This window comes from Candidatus Bealeia paramacronuclearis (genome assembly GCF_035607555.1).
Classification (GTDB): Bacteria; Pseudomonadota; Alphaproteobacteria; order UBA9655; family UBA9655; genus Bealeia; species Bealeia paramacronuclearis.
Window position 1 is genome coordinate 479817 of sequence record NZ_JAVHWZ010000001.1, and the last position, 16269, is coordinate 496085.

At 42.9% G+C, this 16269-nt stretch carries 21 protein-coding genes and 1 pseudogene; 11 read left to right on the forward strand and 11 right to left on the reverse strand.

The genetic code is table 11. The features are described from left to right. The first annotated feature begins 47 nt into the window (after positions 1 to 47). The 4 genes from Bealeia2_RS02420 to topA all read left to right on the forward strand — a co-directional run bounded on the left by Bealeia2_RS02420 (position 48) and on the right by topA (position 4714). On the forward strand, positions 48 to 449 hold the full coding sequence (locus Bealeia2_RS02420; protein WP_331255548.1) for a GFA family protein: 402 nt from the start codon (positions 48 to 50) through the stop codon (positions 447 to 449). 113 nt (positions 450 to 562) lie between these two features. After that, positions 563 to 1192, forward strand: coding sequence for a glycerol-3-phosphate 1-O-acyltransferase PlsY (gene plsY / locus Bealeia2_RS02425; RefSeq protein WP_414437839.1), 630 nt, complete (start codon positions 563 to 565; stop codon positions 1190 to 1192). Beyond that, on the forward strand, positions 1149 to 2285 hold the full coding sequence (gene dprA, locus Bealeia2_RS02430; protein WP_331255550.1) for a DNA-processing protein DprA: 1137 nt from the start codon (positions 1149 to 1151) through the stop codon (positions 2283 to 2285). The genes plsY and dprA overlap by 44 nt, the downstream gene beginning before the upstream one ends. Continuing rightward, positions 2285 to 4714 (forward strand): type I DNA topoisomerase, encoded by a 2430-nt coding sequence (gene topA / locus Bealeia2_RS02435; protein ID WP_331255551.1) that lies wholly within the window; start codon positions 2285 to 2287, stop codon positions 4712 to 4714. Before dprA ends, topA begins: the two co-directional genes overlap by 1 nt. An 8-nt stretch (positions 4715 to 4722) precedes the next feature. On the opposite strand, the gene radC is transcribed toward topA, so the two are convergent. The 3 genes from radC to sfsA are packed head-to-tail and all read right to left on the reverse strand — an operon-like array spanning position 4723 to position 6902. After that, a complete protein-coding gene (gene radC / locus Bealeia2_RS02440) occupies positions 4723 to 5397 on the reverse strand; it encodes a RadC family protein (RefSeq protein WP_331255552.1) in 675 nt (224 codons plus the stop codon). Beyond that, positions 5397 to 6203, reverse strand: coding sequence for a type I methionyl aminopeptidase (gene map, locus Bealeia2_RS02445; RefSeq protein ID WP_331255553.1), 807 nt, complete (start codon positions 6201 to 6203; stop codon positions 5397 to 5399). The genes radC and map overlap by 1 nt, the downstream gene beginning before the upstream one ends. Next, on the reverse strand, positions 6204 to 6902 hold the full coding sequence (gene sfsA / locus Bealeia2_RS02450; protein ID WP_331255554.1) for a DNA/RNA nuclease SfsA: 699 nt from the start codon (positions 6900 to 6902) through the stop codon (positions 6204 to 6206). 66 nt (positions 6903 to 6968) lie between these two features. On the opposite strand from sfsA, the gene Bealeia2_RS02455 reads away from it, so the two are divergent. Both Bealeia2_RS02455 and Bealeia2_RS02460 read left to right on the forward strand, forming a co-directional pair. Beyond that, on the forward strand, positions 6969 to 7748 hold the full coding sequence (locus Bealeia2_RS02455; protein WP_331255555.1) for a competence/damage-inducible protein A: 780 nt from the start codon (positions 6969 to 6971) through the stop codon (positions 7746 to 7748). Continuing rightward, positions 7726 to 8166: an RpiB/LacA/LacB family sugar-phosphate isomerase gene (locus tag Bealeia2_RS02460; RefSeq protein ID WP_331255556.1), complete on the forward strand. Its 441-nt coding sequence runs from the start codon at positions 7726 to 7728 to the stop codon at positions 8164 to 8166. Before Bealeia2_RS02455 ends, Bealeia2_RS02460 begins: the two co-directional genes overlap by 23 nt. A 34-nt stretch (positions 8167 to 8200) precedes the next feature. Here the strand turns inward: Bealeia2_RS02460 and Bealeia2_RS02465 are convergent, their stop codons facing one another. Together Bealeia2_RS02465 and Bealeia2_RS02470 are read right to left on the reverse strand one after the other, a co-directional pair. After that, positions 8201 to 9052, reverse strand: a complete 852-nt coding sequence (locus Bealeia2_RS02465) for a hypothetical protein (protein ID WP_331255557.1) — start codon at positions 9050 to 9052, stop codon at positions 8201 to 8203. After that, on the reverse strand, positions 9012 to 9260 hold the full coding sequence (locus Bealeia2_RS02470; protein WP_331255558.1) for a hypothetical protein: 249 nt from the start codon (positions 9258 to 9260) through the stop codon (positions 9012 to 9014). Before Bealeia2_RS02470 ends, Bealeia2_RS02465 begins: the two co-directional genes overlap by 41 nt. A 255-nt stretch (positions 9261 to 9515) precedes the next feature. Here Bealeia2_RS02470 and Bealeia2_RS02475 point away from each other — a divergent pair, with 255 nt between their 5' ends. Further along, the gene (locus Bealeia2_RS02475; protein WP_331255559.1) at positions 9516 to 10259 is read left to right on the forward strand and encodes a tRNA1(Val) (adenine(37)-N6)-methyltransferase; all 744 of its coding nucleotides are present in this window, start codon (positions 9516 to 9518) and stop codon (positions 10257 to 10259) included. 61 nt (positions 10260 to 10320) lie between these two features. On the opposite strand, the gene Bealeia2_RS02480 is transcribed toward Bealeia2_RS02475, so the two are convergent. The 5 genes from Bealeia2_RS02480 to tnpA form a co-directional block, all read right to left on the reverse strand. Next, positions 10321 to 10647 (reverse strand): hypothetical protein, encoded by a 327-nt coding sequence (locus tag Bealeia2_RS02480; protein ID WP_331255560.1) that lies wholly within the window; start codon positions 10645 to 10647, stop codon positions 10321 to 10323. A 50-nt stretch (positions 10648 to 10697) separates the two neighbouring features. Next, complete coding sequence (locus Bealeia2_RS02485) at positions 10698 to 11270, reverse strand: IS630 family transposase (protein WP_331255561.1); 573 nt, start codon at positions 11268 to 11270, stop codon at positions 10698 to 10700. Further along, complete coding sequence (gene tnpC / locus Bealeia2_RS02490; protein ID WP_331255562.1) at positions 11155 to 12771, reverse strand: IS66 family transposase; 1617 nt, start codon at positions 12769 to 12771, stop codon at positions 11155 to 11157. Before tnpC ends, Bealeia2_RS02485 begins: the two co-directional genes overlap by 116 nt. A 64-nt stretch (positions 12772 to 12835) precedes the next feature. Further along, positions 12836 to 13183, reverse strand: a complete 348-nt coding sequence (gene tnpB, locus Bealeia2_RS02495) for an IS66 family insertion sequence element accessory protein TnpB (protein WP_331255536.1) — start codon at positions 13181 to 13183, stop codon at positions 12836 to 12838. Next, on the reverse strand, positions 13176 to 13592 hold the full coding sequence (gene tnpA, locus Bealeia2_RS02500; protein WP_331255563.1) for an IS66 family insertion sequence element accessory protein TnpA: 417 nt from the start codon (positions 13590 to 13592) through the stop codon (positions 13176 to 13178). Before tnpA ends, tnpB begins: the two co-directional genes overlap by 8 nt. Positions 13593 to 13663: 71 nt before the next feature. Between tnpA and Bealeia2_RS02505 the strand changes: the two genes are divergently transcribed. After that, the gene (locus Bealeia2_RS02505; protein WP_331255564.1) at positions 13664 to 13801 is read left to right on the forward strand and encodes a hypothetical protein; all 138 of its coding nucleotides are present in this window, start codon (positions 13664 to 13666) and stop codon (positions 13799 to 13801) included. 233 nt (positions 13802 to 14034) lie between these two features. Here Bealeia2_RS02505 and Bealeia2_RS02510 read toward each other — a convergent pair whose 3' ends face one another. Beyond that, positions 14035 to 14898, reverse strand: a complete 864-nt coding sequence (locus Bealeia2_RS02510; RefSeq protein ID WP_331255565.1) for a hypothetical protein — start codon at positions 14896 to 14898, stop codon at positions 14035 to 14037. Between the two features lie 221 nt (positions 14899 to 15119). Here Bealeia2_RS02510 and Bealeia2_RS02515 point away from each other — a divergent pair, with 221 nt between their 5' ends. The 3 genes and pseudogenes from Bealeia2_RS02515 to Bealeia2_RS10505 all read left to right on the forward strand — a co-directional run. Beyond that, positions 15120 to 15542 (forward strand): IS1/IS1595 family N-terminal zinc-binding domain-containing protein, encoded by a 423-nt coding sequence (locus tag Bealeia2_RS02515; RefSeq protein WP_331255242.1) that lies wholly within the window; start codon positions 15120 to 15122, stop codon positions 15540 to 15542. Further along, the gene (locus Bealeia2_RS10500; protein WP_414437814.1) at positions 15479 to 15826 is read left to right on the forward strand and encodes an IS1 family transposase; all 348 of its coding nucleotides are present in this window, start codon (positions 15479 to 15481) and stop codon (positions 15824 to 15826) included. The genes Bealeia2_RS02515 and Bealeia2_RS10500 overlap by 64 nt, the downstream gene beginning before the upstream one ends. Before the next feature lie 190 nt (positions 15827 to 16016). Next, positions 16017 to 16169: pseudogene (locus Bealeia2_RS10505) on the forward strand (transposase); the annotation flags it as partial. Positions 16170 to 16269 lie beyond the last annotated feature (100 nt).

Sequence of the window (16269 nt, forward strand, 5' to 3'; positions counted from 1 at the left end):
CTAGGAATTGGTCTAGGATGTCAATCTGACAAAGCGAGGAGAACATTATGATTACAGGAAAATGCTTTTGTGGCGCAATTCAATATAAGGTTGAAGCTAATATCTTGAAATCTGGTGTTTGCCATTGTCATGCTTGCCAGCGCCTGACTGGTGGTGCGGCCTGGCCTTTCATTGTGATCCCTCAAGAATCATTGATTATACAAGGAAAAACAAAAGAATTTGTCAGGTTGGGATCAAGCGGCAAAAAAGCTCATATAAGTTTTTGTGGAACATGTGGCTCCACACTATTTGGAAGACCTGAAATCTGGCCCCATATTAGAATAGTTGCGGCAAGCAGTTTAGACGATCAAAATATTTTCTCCCCCAATATGCATGTTTGGACTGAAAATGCTCCAAAATGGACTTTGTTTGACCCGAGCATTCCCAAATTTGACCGTAGTGCGATTTAGAAAAGTGCTCAACCTTTCAAGCATCTTGAAGTGAAAGTTCTAAATTAAGAAAACCTGAAGGTTTTTGTCATTTTCAGGTGACCTTAACTTTGAGTCCTGATAAGATGGTCTTTATGATTGATGCATTTTTTGACCCGATAACTTATATAATCATGGGGGGAACGTACCTCATGGGGAGCATTCCCTTTGGACTGATTTTCACGAAATTCTCAGGGCTCGGGGATATTCGCAGTATTGGATCGGGGAATATTGGAACCACCAATGTTTTGCGCACGGGCAACAAAAAAGTGGCAGCCCTTACTTTTTTTTGTGATGCCGCAAAGGGAACTTTGCCCGTTTATATAACGTCAATTTTCAAGCCTGAACTTGCCCCTTTGGCTGGATTTTTTGCAGTCTTTGGACACATCTTTCCTGTTTGGTTGAAATTTAGGGGGGGGAAAGGTGTTGCCACTGCTTTTGGAGCTACTCTTGGATTAAGTTGGCCTCTGGCGCTCATGATGCTGGTTACATGGATCACGATTGCTGCCATAACCCGGTATTCGTCTTTGGCGGCCCTTGTTGCAACGGTGACAAGTCCGTTTTTTGCTTTTGTCCTCACAAATTTAATGACGACATATTATGCTTTGGGATTAGCGGTTCTTCTGGTATTTACACATAAAAATAATATAAGAAGATTAGTTCTTGGCCAGGAGTCCAAAATTGGCGACACAACCCCACTTCAAAATAGAGGCAACGACGTGTGACGATCTCACATCTTGGCTTCGGCTTTTGCGATCGGAAAATGTAGGACCTCTTACGTTTCATCGTCTTTTGAAGCAATACGGCTCTGCCCCTGCGGCTCTTGAAGCCCTGCCTCAATTGGCACGACAGGGCGGAAGACTCAAACATCTTCATATTCCAACGCTTCAAGATGCCGCACGGGAACTTGAAGCTCATGAAAAAATTGGGGCCACTCTGATTTCTTATTCAAATCCGCATTATCCTGCACCTTTAAAAGCCGTTGAAAGTGCCCCTCCACTTTTAAGTTGTCTTGGTAATCTTAATCTTTTCAATCGTCCCAGTTTTGGAATTGTGGGCGCCCGCAACGCGTCATTACCTGCCAAAAAAATGGGCGGGAAATTCTCAAAAGGTCTTGGGGATATTGGATGGGTCATTACTTCAGGACTTGCTCGAGGGATTGATACAGCTGCCCACGAAGGTGCTCTTTCCACAGGGACGATTGCAGTCATTGCTGGCGGTATTGATAATATTTACCCCCCCGAAAATGAGGGGCTTTATCGCCGCATTTCACAAGAAGGATTAATTATTAGTGAGGCCCCCTTTGGAGCCGTTCCGCAATCCTCTTTTTTCCCCCGGCGCAATCGCATTATCTCAGGTCTTTCTCAAGGTGTTCTGATTGTAGAAGCTGCTTTAAAATCGGGTTCACTTATCACCGCACGCTTCGCGCTTGAGCAAGGTCGTGATGTTTTTGCAATTCCGGGAAGTCCTTACGATCCCCGCGCACGTGGCACGAATCAGCTTCTCAAGCAGGGAGCTTATCTTGTCGAAACACTTGAAGATATCACCAATGTGATGACACCTAACCAAAAATACTTGCGTGAAATTGAAAATGAATATGAAACAGTTGATCAAATGGACTCATCTCAACTTGAAAAAATGCGGCAGATCATTCAAGAAAATTTAAGCATTGCTCCAATTTCTATTGACGAATTGGTACGAGAGTGTCACTTCTCAGCCCAAAACATTTGGCTTGTTCTTTTGGAACTCGAGATTGCTGGCCGACTCGTGCGCCATCCTGGAGGGCAAGTCTCACTTATGCCAGACTGGACAGAATAATGAACGTCGTCATCGTAGAATCCCCCGCCAAGGCAAAAACCATCGAAAAATACTTGGGCAAAGACTTTAAAGTCTTTGCAAGTTTTGGTCATGTCCGAGATCTTCCCTCGAAAAACGGGTCAGTTCGTCCCGATGAAGATTTTGCTATGACCTGGGAGGTTGATCCCAAATCTCAAAAGCACGTCAATGAAATTGCAAGTGCCGTTAAAAAAGCGGATCATCTTTATCTGGCGACTGACCCTGATCGTGAAGGAGAGGCCATCTCTTGGCATATTGCTGAAATTTTAAAAGAAAAAGGATTGCTTCCCAAAATCCCAACCTCGCGCATTGCCTTTAATGCGATCACCAAAAATGCAGTTTTGGAAGCCCTTAAAAACCCGCGTGAGATTGATCAAGAATTGGTGGATGCTTATTTGGCACGCCTGTCCCTTGATTATTTGGTGGGATTTACGCTTTCTCCTGTTTTGTGGCGGAAGCTTCCTGGAAGCCGTTCTGCAGGCCGCGTTCAATCTGTGGCCCTTCGTCTTGTTGTGGAGCGTGAGCAAGAAATTGAAGCTTTCGATTCCCAAGAATACTGGACTATTGAGGCGGATTTCAAAACGCCCTCCAATCGTATTTTCACAGCACGCCTAACCCATTTGAATGATAAAAAACTCGATAAGTTTGATCTCAAATCCAAGGAGGATGCGGAAAACGCTGTTCAAGAAATTTTAAAGCACGGGTATGCGGTTATTAAAATTGAGAAAAAACGCACAAAACGTCGGGCCAAACCGCCTTTTACAACTTCCACAATTCAACAAGAAGCTTCCCGCAAATTGGGGTTCAGTCCTAAAAAGACCATGCAGGTGGCCCAAAAACTTTATGAAGGTGTTGATATTGGGGGAGAAGTCACAGGTCTGATTACCTACATGAGAACGGACAGTATTCAGGTCGAGCCCGCAGCTATTGAAGAAGCCCGTCAAATCATTCGTGAGGATTTTGGTAAAGAATACGTTCCTGAAACGCCAACTTTGTATAAAAGTAAGGCTAAAAATGCCCAGGAAGCCCATGAAGCCATTCGCCCTACGGAATTGGCACGACGCCCTCAAAAACTGACCTCTTATCTTGATCGCGATCAAGCGCGCCTTTACGAACTGATTTGGAAGCGTATGATGGCCTCCCAAATGGCGCCTGCAGAACTCGATCAAATGAGCGTGGACATTGGAAACCCCAGCGAGAAAATTCTTTTCCGCGCCAATGGCTCTACTATTGCTTTTGATGGATTTTTAAAGCTCTATCGTGAAAGTGTGGATGAAGGTCAGGATGACGAGGAAGATCAACGTCTTCTTCCTGCAATGAATGAAAAAGATCCTTTAAACCGGGAAACCACAATTCCTGAGCAGCATTTCACACAACCTCCCCCCCGTTATTCAGAAGCAAGTCTTGTGAAAAAGATGGAAGAGCTCGGAATTGGGCGCCCTTCAACGTATGCGCGCATTCTTCAGGTGCTGCAAGAACGCGGCTATGTCAAACATGAAAACCGTCAATTGTCTCCAGAAGATCGAGGTCGTTTAGTCACAACTTTCCTCATGAACTTTTTCCATAAATATGTAGAGTATGATTTTACGGCAGACCTTGAAGAGCGGTTGGATAATATTTCCGCTGGGGACCTCCAATGGAAATCTGTTCTTCATGATTTTTGGGGTGATTTTTCCTCCGCCATTGATGCCACAAAACCACTTACGATTACAGATGTTTTGAAAGTTTTGGAGGATCATCTCTCCTCCTATTTATTTCCACAAAAAGAAGACGGTAAAAACTCGAGGGAATGCACGCAATGTAAAACGGGAACCTTAGGTTTGCGCGTAGGAAAGTTTGGTGCCTTTATTGGGTGCTCAAACTATCCCGAATGTAAATTCACGCGCCCCCTTGATGTAGGGGATCAAGGTGAGAGAGGGGGAGAGCTCACTTCAGATTTTGAAGATAAATTACTCGGGACTGATCCCGTTTTAGAATTGCCAGTTTACCTCAAGAAAGGGCCTTACGGATTTTATGCTCAATGGGGTGAATCTGCTCCCAAAGGTGAAAAGCCCAAGCGTGCCTCTTTGCCGCGCGGATATGCACCACAAGATTTTACGCTCGAGCAAGCGATTTCTTTGGGAAAACTTCCCCGCGAAGTAGGAATACATCCTGAAACCAAAGAAAAAGTTTTTGCAGGCCTTGGGCGCTTTGGTCCCTATCTTAAGCATGGCCAAGAATTCATCTCTCTTAAAAACGATGATGTCTTGGACGTAGGCCTTAATCGTGCTGTCACATTGATTGCTGAGCATGCCTTAAAGCCTAAAAGAAAATCGCCTCTCAAGGTTGCAAAGCCTAAAACGGCACCTAAGGCAAAAAAGGTCCCGGCTAAGGCAAAGAAAGCTCCTGCAAAAGCCAAGAAGGAAAAGTGATAACGCCTTCAAATCAATCCTAATTGCTTAAAAGATTTTGACTCGTGACGACCCACAATAATGTGGTCATGAACACGAATGTCCATAGTGCGCGCGGCTAGAATGACTTTTTGGGTAATTTGAATATCAGCTTCTGAAGGTGTGGGATCTCCTGAGGGATGATTGTGCACAAGAATAAGGGCTCCCGCGCCATGCTCAAGGGCCCGTCTGACGACTTCGCGCGGGAAAATGGGAGTTTGGTCCAGTGTTCCCTCTTGTTGGATTTCATCAGCAATAAGTTGATTTTTGCGATCTAAAAATAAAATTCGAAGTTGCTCGCGGTTTAAATGACCCATTTGATGTTGGCAATATTGAATGACCTTTTCCCAATTGTTCAAAACAGGTTGGTTCATAATTTCTTGAAGTAAAATGCGTTGTGTGAGTTCCTGGGCGAGTTTGATGGTGGTCACCGCAGCAGGCCCCATTTCAGAAACGTTTTGAAGTTCATGCGGGGGAGCTAGAAGAACTTGTTTTAAGCTCCCAAATTTTTTGAGAAGAATTTTTGCCAGAGGCTTCACATCACCTCGCGGTTTTGCTGAAAATAAGATCATCTCTAAAAGCTCATAATCTTGAACACCTTTTCCGTCCGTTTCTAAAAAACGAGACCTTAAACGTTCGCGATGTCCGAACCTCAAATCTTCCATTAAGGGAGAGCCTTTTCACTGAGGCCTGTGGGTGAAAGGGTAAAAATCTCATACCCTGTGGCAGTTACCCCCAGGCTGTGCTCAAATTGAGCCGACAAAGATTTGTCGCGAGTGACCGCTGTCCACTCATCGGCCAAGACTTTGGTATCAGGCTTTCCAGCGTTAATCATGGGTTCGATCGTGAAAAACATGCCTTCTTCTAAAACAGGTCCCGTCCCCGGTTTTCCGAAATGAAGCACTTCGGGAGACATATGGAAAACACGACCCACACCATGACCACAAAAATCGCGTACGACAGAAAATCCTTTGGGCTCGACATAGCTTTGAATAGCATGACCAATGTCGCCCAAATGAACGCCTGGTTTGACCATTTCAATTGAGCGCATCATCGCCTCAAAGGTAACCTCAATTAATTTTCTTGCACGAAGGGGAATTTCGCCCAAAGCAAACATACGGCTGGTATCGCCATACCACCCATCCAAAATGGTAGTTACATCAATATTGATGATGTCGCCTTTTTGAAGTTTTTTAGGCCCTGGAATGCCGTGGCACACAACATAATTAATGGAGGTGCAAATGGATTTGGGGAATCCCCGATACCCTAGAGGCGCTGGAATCGCACCATGGCTCACAATAAAATCATGGCAGAGGCGATCGAGTTCTTCCGTCGTAATTCCGGGCTGAACGTAAGGCGTAATAAAGTCCAAAGTTTCTGCAGCTAGTTTTCCGCTTTTGCGCATGCCTTCAAAATCTTGAAGGCTGTGGATCACGATGGATCCCCGTTGAGGTTCAGTTGCGTAAGTCATTTAAAATTCCAAAGGTAAAATGTGTGCCAGTGTAATGCCATTTGGGGTTAATTGGCAAGAATAGGCGAAAATTTCAACCCCATCTGAATGAGCTTTTAGTGTGGATTTAGCGTAATTGGGATCAATCTCTGAGGCCAATCCAAAGCCTTTGCAATCTGCGCGTTGAACAACATAAAGGACGGCACATTGGAATCCTTGGGACTTGAGCTCTAAAAGCTCGTCCATATGTTTGGCGCCACGAATAGTGACTGAGTCTGGAAAAAGGGCAAGACCTTCTTTTTTATAATGCACGTTTTTGACTTCTACATAACAGTCGGGAAGGCCTTCTTCTTTTAGCAAGAAATCCAGGCGGGTTTTATCATTAATTTTGGCTTCCCGTTTGATATTCGAATAAGACTGGAAAGGAATCAGTTGTTTTTGGAGAAGTGCTTCACCCACAAGAAAATTAGGACGAGCGGTATTAGCGCCCACAAGGGTGCCTTCGACTTCTGCCATCTCCCACGTATAAGAAAGCTTTCGGTTAGGACTGGGAGCATAAGAGAGATAAACGGGCGTACCAGGATCTTTAATTCCCAGCATTGCGCCTGTATTGACACAATGGGCAATCACCTCTTCTCCAGAATCCAAAAGAACATCGGCCAAAAATCGTTTGTAGCGTTTTAAAAGAATCCCTTTGTGAAGGGGAGGTGAAAATTCCATAAGGTTGTCTCTTTTCAAATGCGGTGTTTCTTGGATACTATGCGATAACTATTCATTGAGGCAACCATGACCCTTCCCAAACAACGCACCGCAGCTCTGATCATTATTGGAAACGAAATTCTCTCAGGGCGAACTCAAGATAAAAATCTCGCCTATGTGGCGACATTCTTAAATCAGCACGGCATTCGATTGATGGAATCGCGAATGATTTTGGATGATTTTGATGAGATTATTGAGGCCGTCAATACTTTGCGCAAACGCTATGATTTTGTAATCACAACGGGCGGCATTGGTCCCACCCATGATGATATCACCCCTGAGGCCATCGCGCGTGCTTTTGGCGTGCCTTACGAATATCATCCCGAATCGGTCATTGAGCTCAAAAAACACTATACGCCTGAAATGCTCAATGAAGCCCGCATGAAAATGGCCAAAATGCCACGAGGTGCGAGGTTAATTCGAACCCCACTTTCGGGAGCCCCTGCATTTGCCTATGAAAATGTCTACATTTTGGCAGGCGTCCCCAAAATCATGCAAAGTATGCTGGACTCTGTAAAGGAAGAATTTGGATCAGGGCCTTCTCTTTTGTCCCGTTCCATCACGTGCCTTTTGCCAGAAGGAAACGTGGCCGAAGGGCTCACCAAAATTCAAGAAAACCATCCCCACCTTGAAATTGGAAGCTATCCATTTTCTCGGGAAGGCATTTGGGGCACAGTTCTTGTGACACGGGGATTTTCCTATCCTGAAATTGATAAAGCTTGCGATGAGATTAAAACTATGGTGACGTCTTTGGGTGGCCAACTTATTGAAGAACAAAACATCCATGAAAATTGCCCTTACCACTGACGAGATATTTCCCATTCACCAAGTCATTTTTGACGAGTTGAAAAAGCGGGGTCATGACGTAGTCCTTTTTGGGGCCTTTCAAACTCAAAAGGAAGAACCGTGGGTGAAATGCGCATTGGAGGCAGCGCAAGCCATTCAAAAAGGAGACTGTGAAGAGGGGATTTTCTTCTGTTGGACTGGCACTGGGATTTCGATTGCGGCCAATAAAGTCAAAGGAATTCGTGCCGCTCTTTGCGGAGATTCTGAAACGGCCAAAGGCGCACGCATTTGGAACGACGCTAATGTCCTTTGTCTTTCTAACCGGCTTTTGAGTGAAGATTTGGCCCAAGAAATCTTAGAAGCCTGGTTTTTGGTTTGTGACGGAACTCAAGGAGAAGAGAGAGCTCTTGCGATTAACATGTTTGAAGAGCGCAGCTAAATTTATAGAATGCTACGCTCTTCAAGGTGTAGGATTAATTATTTTTTAGTTTGGAAGGGATGTCTCCGTCGATTTTTTCATCGCCTAAGACAACATTAAAGAATTTAGCCAAAGATGAAGAGGGAAGATCTAATTTATCAGTCACAAAGAAATTTTTAGTATCTCTTATTTCTTTAGTATCATTCTGACTTTTTACAAAAATATCTATTATTGTGGGGTACAATACCCTGGTCGTCAAAGATAATACAATAATTTGCTGATCTCTTAATTTTAAATTTCCAAAAGATCCCTTGTTCTTAAACTTACGAGGAAGACTCAATTGGCCTAATCCAAAAACATCTCCATCAAAAAGTGAGGTATGAAATAGCTCTCCTGTTTTTGTAACTCCAACCGTTATGGGGCAGTTTTCATATTTCCCAAGATCGGGGAGATTTAGATATTGTTCAGACCTAAAAAAACGAACCGCGATGTTATTTTGAGGGATTTTCCAGGTATCGCGCAGCCAATTTCTCACATCCATAATTTCTTGAGCTTGAGTTTTTTTACCACTACTCTCCGCATAACTCTTAAATTTTTCTGAACTTATTTCGCAAGAGTAAAGCTCTACATCAAGTGCAGATGGATTTGTGGTTCCTAGTTTATTATAAGAAGGTGTCAGACTTTCTAGTTTCTGAGAGCGGGACTTATGAAAAACGAGAGACTTGCCCGTTTGTGGATCCAATATACGCCCGAGCATGCAGGGCAATAGGGGAGACGTGACATAAGAATCGAATTGAGTGTTCGTAGGGTCGATAATTAAAGCTTCTCCCTCGAAAAAGAAACGTGTTCTGTCTGGATTTATTGTTTTATACGCATAAGTGAATAGAAACTGTGATTTTTTTTCCATTAACATTAAAATTCGTAGAGACTAGCTGTATTGTTTTTTTAATAGGTTGTTGAGTCTGTTCTACTTCTTTCTTCCCAGGTGCGGTAGAGTGTTGAGGTGACTCTTTTTCATTTTCTCCAACATTCATGGCGTTAAGTGTGGAAACACTTGACAAAAATGCACCACATAACATTAAGTTTAAAAATTTTTGATTATTTAGATATTTCATTATAGGATCCATAAAAATTAAATAATTTTTTTATAAAATATTACTATTTTTTAAAAAAAAGTCAATATTTTTATTTGTTAATTTTTTGCATAATACCTATGCGATTTTTGGATGATCTCGCAATTCCAAAAAAATCAAAATATTTTTCAAAACCTTAAAAAATGCGATAGGTGCTTTCTCAAAATTAGATGTATAAAATTTTATCAATTTTAGCTATAAAAAGATCTGATTAAATTTTAAGCACACAAAGGGAACGTGATCGCCACTCTCAGCATAACTCAAGACTTGTTTTTAGGCGGAAAAATTCAAGTTCTACAGCCGGTCCAAGGTTATAGGGCCGCCATTGATCCTGTTCTTTTGGCGGCAGCGACGTGCTTCAAGGGCAAGGGGCATGTTTTGGATGTGGGTGCAGGTGTAGGGGTGGCCTCTCTTTGCCTGGTTTCAAGAAAGACAGAGTGTCTTGTTTGCGGGATTGAGCTTCAACAAGATTTGGTAAGACTTGCTGAAAAGAATATTACCATCAATGGATATGAGGGGCGTGTCAACATTATTAGTGGAGATCTTTTAGACCCACCTTCTGCTCTTAAAGACAAACAATTCGATGCGGTCATGACCAACCCCCCTTATTATGAGGCCGACAAAACAAGAGCGTCCCCTGATGTCCAAAAAGCCATGGCCCATGTGGAGTCTGTGGACCTTAAAAAATGGCTGGCGTTTTGTATTCAGTCCCTCAAGCCAAAAGGTATCCTAACGCTCATTCACCGCGCCGAACGAATGGATGAAATACTCTCCTATCTTTATCCGAAAATGGGTGATCTTTCCGTTTTTCCCCTCTGGCCCTCTGCTGGAAAATCTGCGCGCCGTATCATTATAAGAGGACGAAAAGGGGTGAAAAGTGGGTTGACCTTTTGCCAAGGGCTTATTCTTCATGACGCTCAAGGGCAATTCACCCCTGAAGCGCAAGATATTTTACGATCTGGAAGACCACTCGTTTATTGACGTGTTTTTGATTCACACTCATCGGGGTTCACTGTACACCATCTTCTATTGATTGCATCACTTAAGACATCGGTGAGTCCTCTGTATTTAGCTTTTTCACTATTGTTTTTTTATGTTTATTTTCATCCGACGCGATTTTAATTTTAGGATCTTTTATTTTATTAATTTTATCCTGCAGAGTGGAGGCTGTGATTTTTCCTGTTTTAAGTTCTCCCTTTAATTCATCTTGGCTCACGGCTTCTTCTTTCTCAAAGACTTTTTTCATCTGTATTTGTAATGGGTGCCTCTTTATTGCTCCGGTAATAAAACAGATGACGTTAGGAGGCGTAGGTGACTTCTTTTTTGAGGAAATAGGAGCGAACGATTTCGGGGCAATTTTGGGTTCCAAAAAGATATTTTGTGATGTTGTTTTTGAGTTCCGTTAAGGATTTGGCACGTTTACGCCCAACGGCATTGCTTTTCACATCTTGATTCAAATAGCTCATCCGGATTCAAATCTGGGCTGTAAGCGGGCAGAAAAAATACCTCAATTTTTTCTTTGTTTTCCTTCAAAAATTCACCGACCACTTTGGCGTGGTGTACTTTGTGATTGTCCACAATGAGAAACACTTTTTTCTTGGAAGACTTGATTAACCTTTTGAGAAAATTAAGAAAAACCTCTCGCGTAAAATTCTCCTCAAAAAGCATAAACCGCAACGTGCCCTGATTCGTGACGCTCGAGATCATATTGATTCGAAATCGTTTTCCCGTTCCTGAAATCACAGGCGTCTGACCCTTGGGGCTATAAGTTGTGCCCGTCTGATGATCGGAACGAAAGCCCGCCTCATCTCCCCAATGAATCTCGGCATTTTCAAGGCGCGCCCGCTTGGCAATCGCCGGATAAACTGTAAGCGTCTTATTGGTGTAAATTAGAAAGGGAATACTTAAGATTCCAGGGGAGGAGGTGGGAATAATTATTTTCAGGTGTGGAATTGATGTTGGCGAGGACGTAGCGGAAATAGTCAAAAGCATTGACGCCATTGGCTTTGCAGGTCTCAATGAGGGAATAGATGACAGCTGAGGCGTGGGCACCTTTGACATTGCCCATAAAAAGCCAGTTTTTTCGGCCCACAGCAAATGGACGGATGGCGCGTCCTGCCATGTTGTTGTCAATATCCAAGCGGCCATCATTGAGGTATTCTGTCAAGGGGCCCCATTGCCTTAAAACATAGCCAACCGCTTGCCCCAAGGGACTTTTGGGAACAATCACTTTTTTGTGCTCCTTAAGCAAGACCTTGAATTTCTCAAGGATGGGCTTGGCTTTTTCTTGTCGGAGCTTTTGGATCTTATCGGGCGGGTATTGAGCCTCTTTGGCGTCTTTTTCAATTTTATAAAGGCTTCTGATGATGGTGAGCGCCTCGGCAGATTTGCCCGTGGTGTTGCCTGTACTTTTAATAATGTCCGCAAACTTGCGCCGCGCATGGGCCCAACATCCCACAGCCGTGATGTCTTGACTTTGCGCCAAGGCTTTGTAACCACCATACCCATCCGTATGAAGGTAACCTTTAAAACCCTTCAGGAATTCTTTGGCATTTTCACCTTTGCGTGTGGGCGTGTATTCATAAGAAATGGCGTGATGAGATGACGACCCGGTCATATACACCCACATATAGGATTGCGTTTGCGCCTTGCGGTCACATTCCTTTAAAACTTGAGCCCGCGTTTCATCTGCCCGTACATAAGTCTCCTTGAGAATCTCAGATCTTAAAAGCTCTTTTAAAGGGCTCAAGAGATCACCTATTTGAAGAATCCAACGGCTCATCGTGGCCCGACCTAAGTCAACTTCAAACCGCTCCCACATCTGAGATTGTCGATAAAGGGGTAGATGATCTTGGTACTTGGAGACGATGATGTGGGCCAATAGATTCGCAGATGCCATGCTTTTGAGAAGAGGCGCATTGGGCACTTCAGCCACACGCACCCCTTCGGTGCAAGATTTACAGGCATACTTCAAGCGCACGTTTTGAATGACTTTTAACTGTGCGGGAACGTAATCCAGCTGCTCAGAGATCTCCTCGCCCATCTGATGCAACGGATGTCCACAGGTGCAGATTTTATCACCAGCAATATCATGGATGACACGTTCGCGCGGCAGATGAGCCGGCAACGGACGACGTCCTTTTTTGAGAAGAGTCGAGGAGGATTTGTCCTTTCCAGAGTCATTCTCTGTTTCACTTTCAGCCCCAGCCTTTTCTGCTTCTAAAGGCGGCTCTTCGTAAACCTCATCAAAGACGTTTTCAAACCCGGGGAGCTTGGGAAATTCCTCGAACTTGATCTTCTCAGAGCTCCGCCCAAACTTGCTTTGTTTCATCTGAAGCAATAAATGAGTCAGTCGATCAACCTCTTGCACCAGATGTTCATTTTGTGTGGCTAGAATAGCCTTGTCTTTTTCTGATTTTTGCAAGTTTTTATAGAGCGCCACAGCGTCGAAAACAGAGGAGATTTTGAGTGAAGTTTGGGGCTCATTTTTCATGAGGAACTCTACCCAAAACCCCCTAAAACGTCAATGTATTTCTGAGTTTTTTCAGGTAAAAACCTCAGGAAAATTCTTGAAAATGGACCGCCTTATGGCCTTTGAGCTTTTGATAATTGAGACCCTCTTGCAGCCATCTCAATTGCTGGGAGGTCAACTCCAAAACATCTCCCCTCAAACTCACCTGAAACCTCTCTTTTTCAAGGCGTTTGTACCAAAGACAAAATCCATTCGTCTCCCAATACAAGATCTTCATCTTGGTCAGGGTCCGGTTGCAAAAAACATACATCGTTCCGTCACACGGCACACGACCTAAGCTAGAGGCCACGTAAGCCGCAAGTCCATCAATCGATTTTCTCATGTCCATCGGGGCGGAATAAAACAGAATCTCCCCTCGCGTCTGCTCAAACATGGCAACTCCGCAGTATTGCAATTACACGCTGAAGCGTAATCCCATCAAATCCCGGCACAATCTCAATCCTCTCCCCGGACATAAAGCGAATCTCAAGGGGCACGGGAGCTTGGCGAGCCTCTGCTTGAAGGGCAGGACTCTCAAATAAATCTAATGTTTCTGGACTCTCGTGCCCCACCACAGCAGTCGCCACAAAGCGCCCGACCGATGACCCCTCAAATAGCCTTCTTCCCACGCGGGGAAACCAATACTTAAAGGACGAATAACTCAGTCCTCCAGCCGTACAAAATTTTTCCTGACTCAATCCGCTCTTACGCCAGCTCTCGATCTGCTCTTCCCAATATTTCAGCTTCCCTGCGGATCTTTCATCTCGCGTTTGACGTTGCCCCGTCCTTTTCTCCTTCATCATTTTCATCTCCGTAGTTGTTTTACGGAGTCAACCTTGTCCTATTTTCCTCACACCTAAAAGATGCGGGTCCTATGACGCTTACTATGGCTTTAAATCTTTTACAGCTGACCAAAGATAAAATGAAGCGTCAGTCTATTAAAAGGCTTAGAAAAATGGCCGGTTGGGATGACAACATCCTTTCCAATATCCTCACTCAAAAATTTTCATGAGGTGGCCCTGTTTTGAGACAACAGCTGACCTTCTCCTCCAAATCTTGGGGGTACAATTTCCCAAAATTTGATATTTTGCCCTTGGGCATTGGTTCAGTTTTCATGGGTGACCAAAAAAAGGATGCAACCTTAATACCCTTTGCCGTTGCAAGGATTTCAGGAACTTCCCCAGCCTTGCCAAATAAATTGACCCCGCCGCGAGCGGCGGGGAATATGACCCAATGAGATTAAAATTAAATGTAAATTTCACCAGTCTTAATAAAGTGGTTAACTTCTTTAATATTGAAAATCTGGTGCAATTCTTGATTTTCTTGGGACTTACGTCGCATTTCAATAAATTTATTTCTATCAGAAATAAATTTTTCGCTTATTTTTTTGTGGTTCTCAACGTCTCTTTCAACTTCTTCTGTCTTGTTAAACAATTTAAGATATTCAGCTTCAATAACGTCCAATGGCTTAGGAGCATCCTTATAAATTTCACCAAATCCCAGATATCGATCTTGAGACATACAAATTACGTTATCTCCCATCCCATTCCCATTGGGCTTAAAGTACGGGTATAATGGGATATTTGTAATGTAAGTGAAGGATCCTGGGACTGACTCTCCTTGTTCATTTGTTATGAACTGAAGAGGTAATTCATGAAAAAATTGCTCGATGTCCCAACCTTGAGTTTCATTTAATAATTTGTAAAAGGCCTTTGCATAGCGATTAAAAAGTTCCTCGCCTAAAATTTCTTTTAAACAAAAAATCTTAGCTGTTGTTAGAGCTATTGTGCATTCAAGTTTCGCCGGTTTATCAAGTAAGTCCTCTAAAGCCGCTATAAGATTATCAGGTTCTGTTTTTAGCAAGAGCGATGGAATCTTTGTGTTTTGTTTTTCACCATCTACGATTACAGTGCCTTTAATCCACTTCGGCAGCCAAAATGCGGACTGCGTGCTCATCTGACATCCTGGCTCTACATAAGTCCAATTCTTATTAATCTTTTTATAAATTCTTTCTGTTGTAGCCACGACGGTACTATTGATGCCAAGCTGAGTGTCAAGGAAAGATTTTCTAACAGGAGAAACAGATGTCTTGGGAACATCTTGATACATACTGAACGCTTCTGGAGAATATCCAAAGCAAAAAAGACTAGATGTAAAGGAGACGACAATAAAGTTTTTCATATTCTACACCACAAATAAAAATAATATTTCTTCAAAAGCAATAAAAACACATAAAATCATATTCACGAAAATGTCAAGAATAAAATTTTGAGACACTTAACTAAAGATAGATAACGTGATAAGATGGCTTATTTAAAGGGGGATAGGCCATGGAATGCAAGAAATGTAATTCAGTTCAGTATGTTAAGAATGGAATGGTCAGAGGGATCCAACGCTACCGCTGTAAAAGCTGCGGCTGCAACTTCACAAATACACCTAAGCGCGGAAAGCCAGAGGCCATGAAAGCCTTGGCAATCCTTTTATATACATTGGGAAATGCAAGCTTTGGAATGATCGGAAAGGTTCTTAAAGTCAGTAATGTCGCTGTTTTGAAGTGGATTCGAAAAGAGGCAAAATCATTGGAAAGGCCTGCCGTTCCATCTGACCTTAAGCTCGTTCAAATCGACGAGATGTGGCATTACGTGAATGGAAAAAAAACAAAATTTGGATCTGGAAAGCCTTTGACCCTGTGTCAGGGCGAGTTATCTCCTGGACTTTGGGTCGCCGTGATGATCGAACAGCCAAAAGCTTAATCGACGAAATCGGCACGAGGGATCTCACTTTCATCACGGACGATTGGGAGGGATTTCATCGTCTAATTCCTGAACATCAACTTTTTACTGGCAAGGATTTAACCTACCCAATCGAGCAGGATAACAGCAACACACGTCATTATCTCGCGCGCTTTCGAAGGCGCTCCAAGGTCACGTCTCGAAGCCATGAAATGGTAGATCTTTCCTTACTTCTTCTTTACCATCTCTCCAATCCTGAAGTCTTCAAAAAATATCTGGACTCTTTCTTATCTATCTTTAGTTAAGAGTCTCAAAATTTTGAACTTTTTTTCATAATAACAAACATTTTAAAATATAAAAAATACTAAATATTATTTACTATACACAATTTCAAAATTCAATTTTTTTTTCAAAAAATATTTTTGTTTTATGCCAACCATGAATAAAAGTTGTGGATAAGTCTTTGAATAGCATGCAAAAAGTTGTTATCCTAAGACCTATCAAATCCCCCTCTTTTTGGATCAGGGCCCCTACCATACATCAAGGGAAAGGAGGAGATATGTCGAAAATTCGCGGATTGTCATTCACTATTTGCCCCCCTACAGCCCCAATTTGAACCCCATCGCGATTATGGAAAATTATGTGTGAATACGTCTCGAATAATAATGTTTTACCTTAAAGGAAGTGACTTTACCAACGTTGTAAAACACTTTTTCGAAAAAACAGTTCATGAAATTAAAGATCTTCT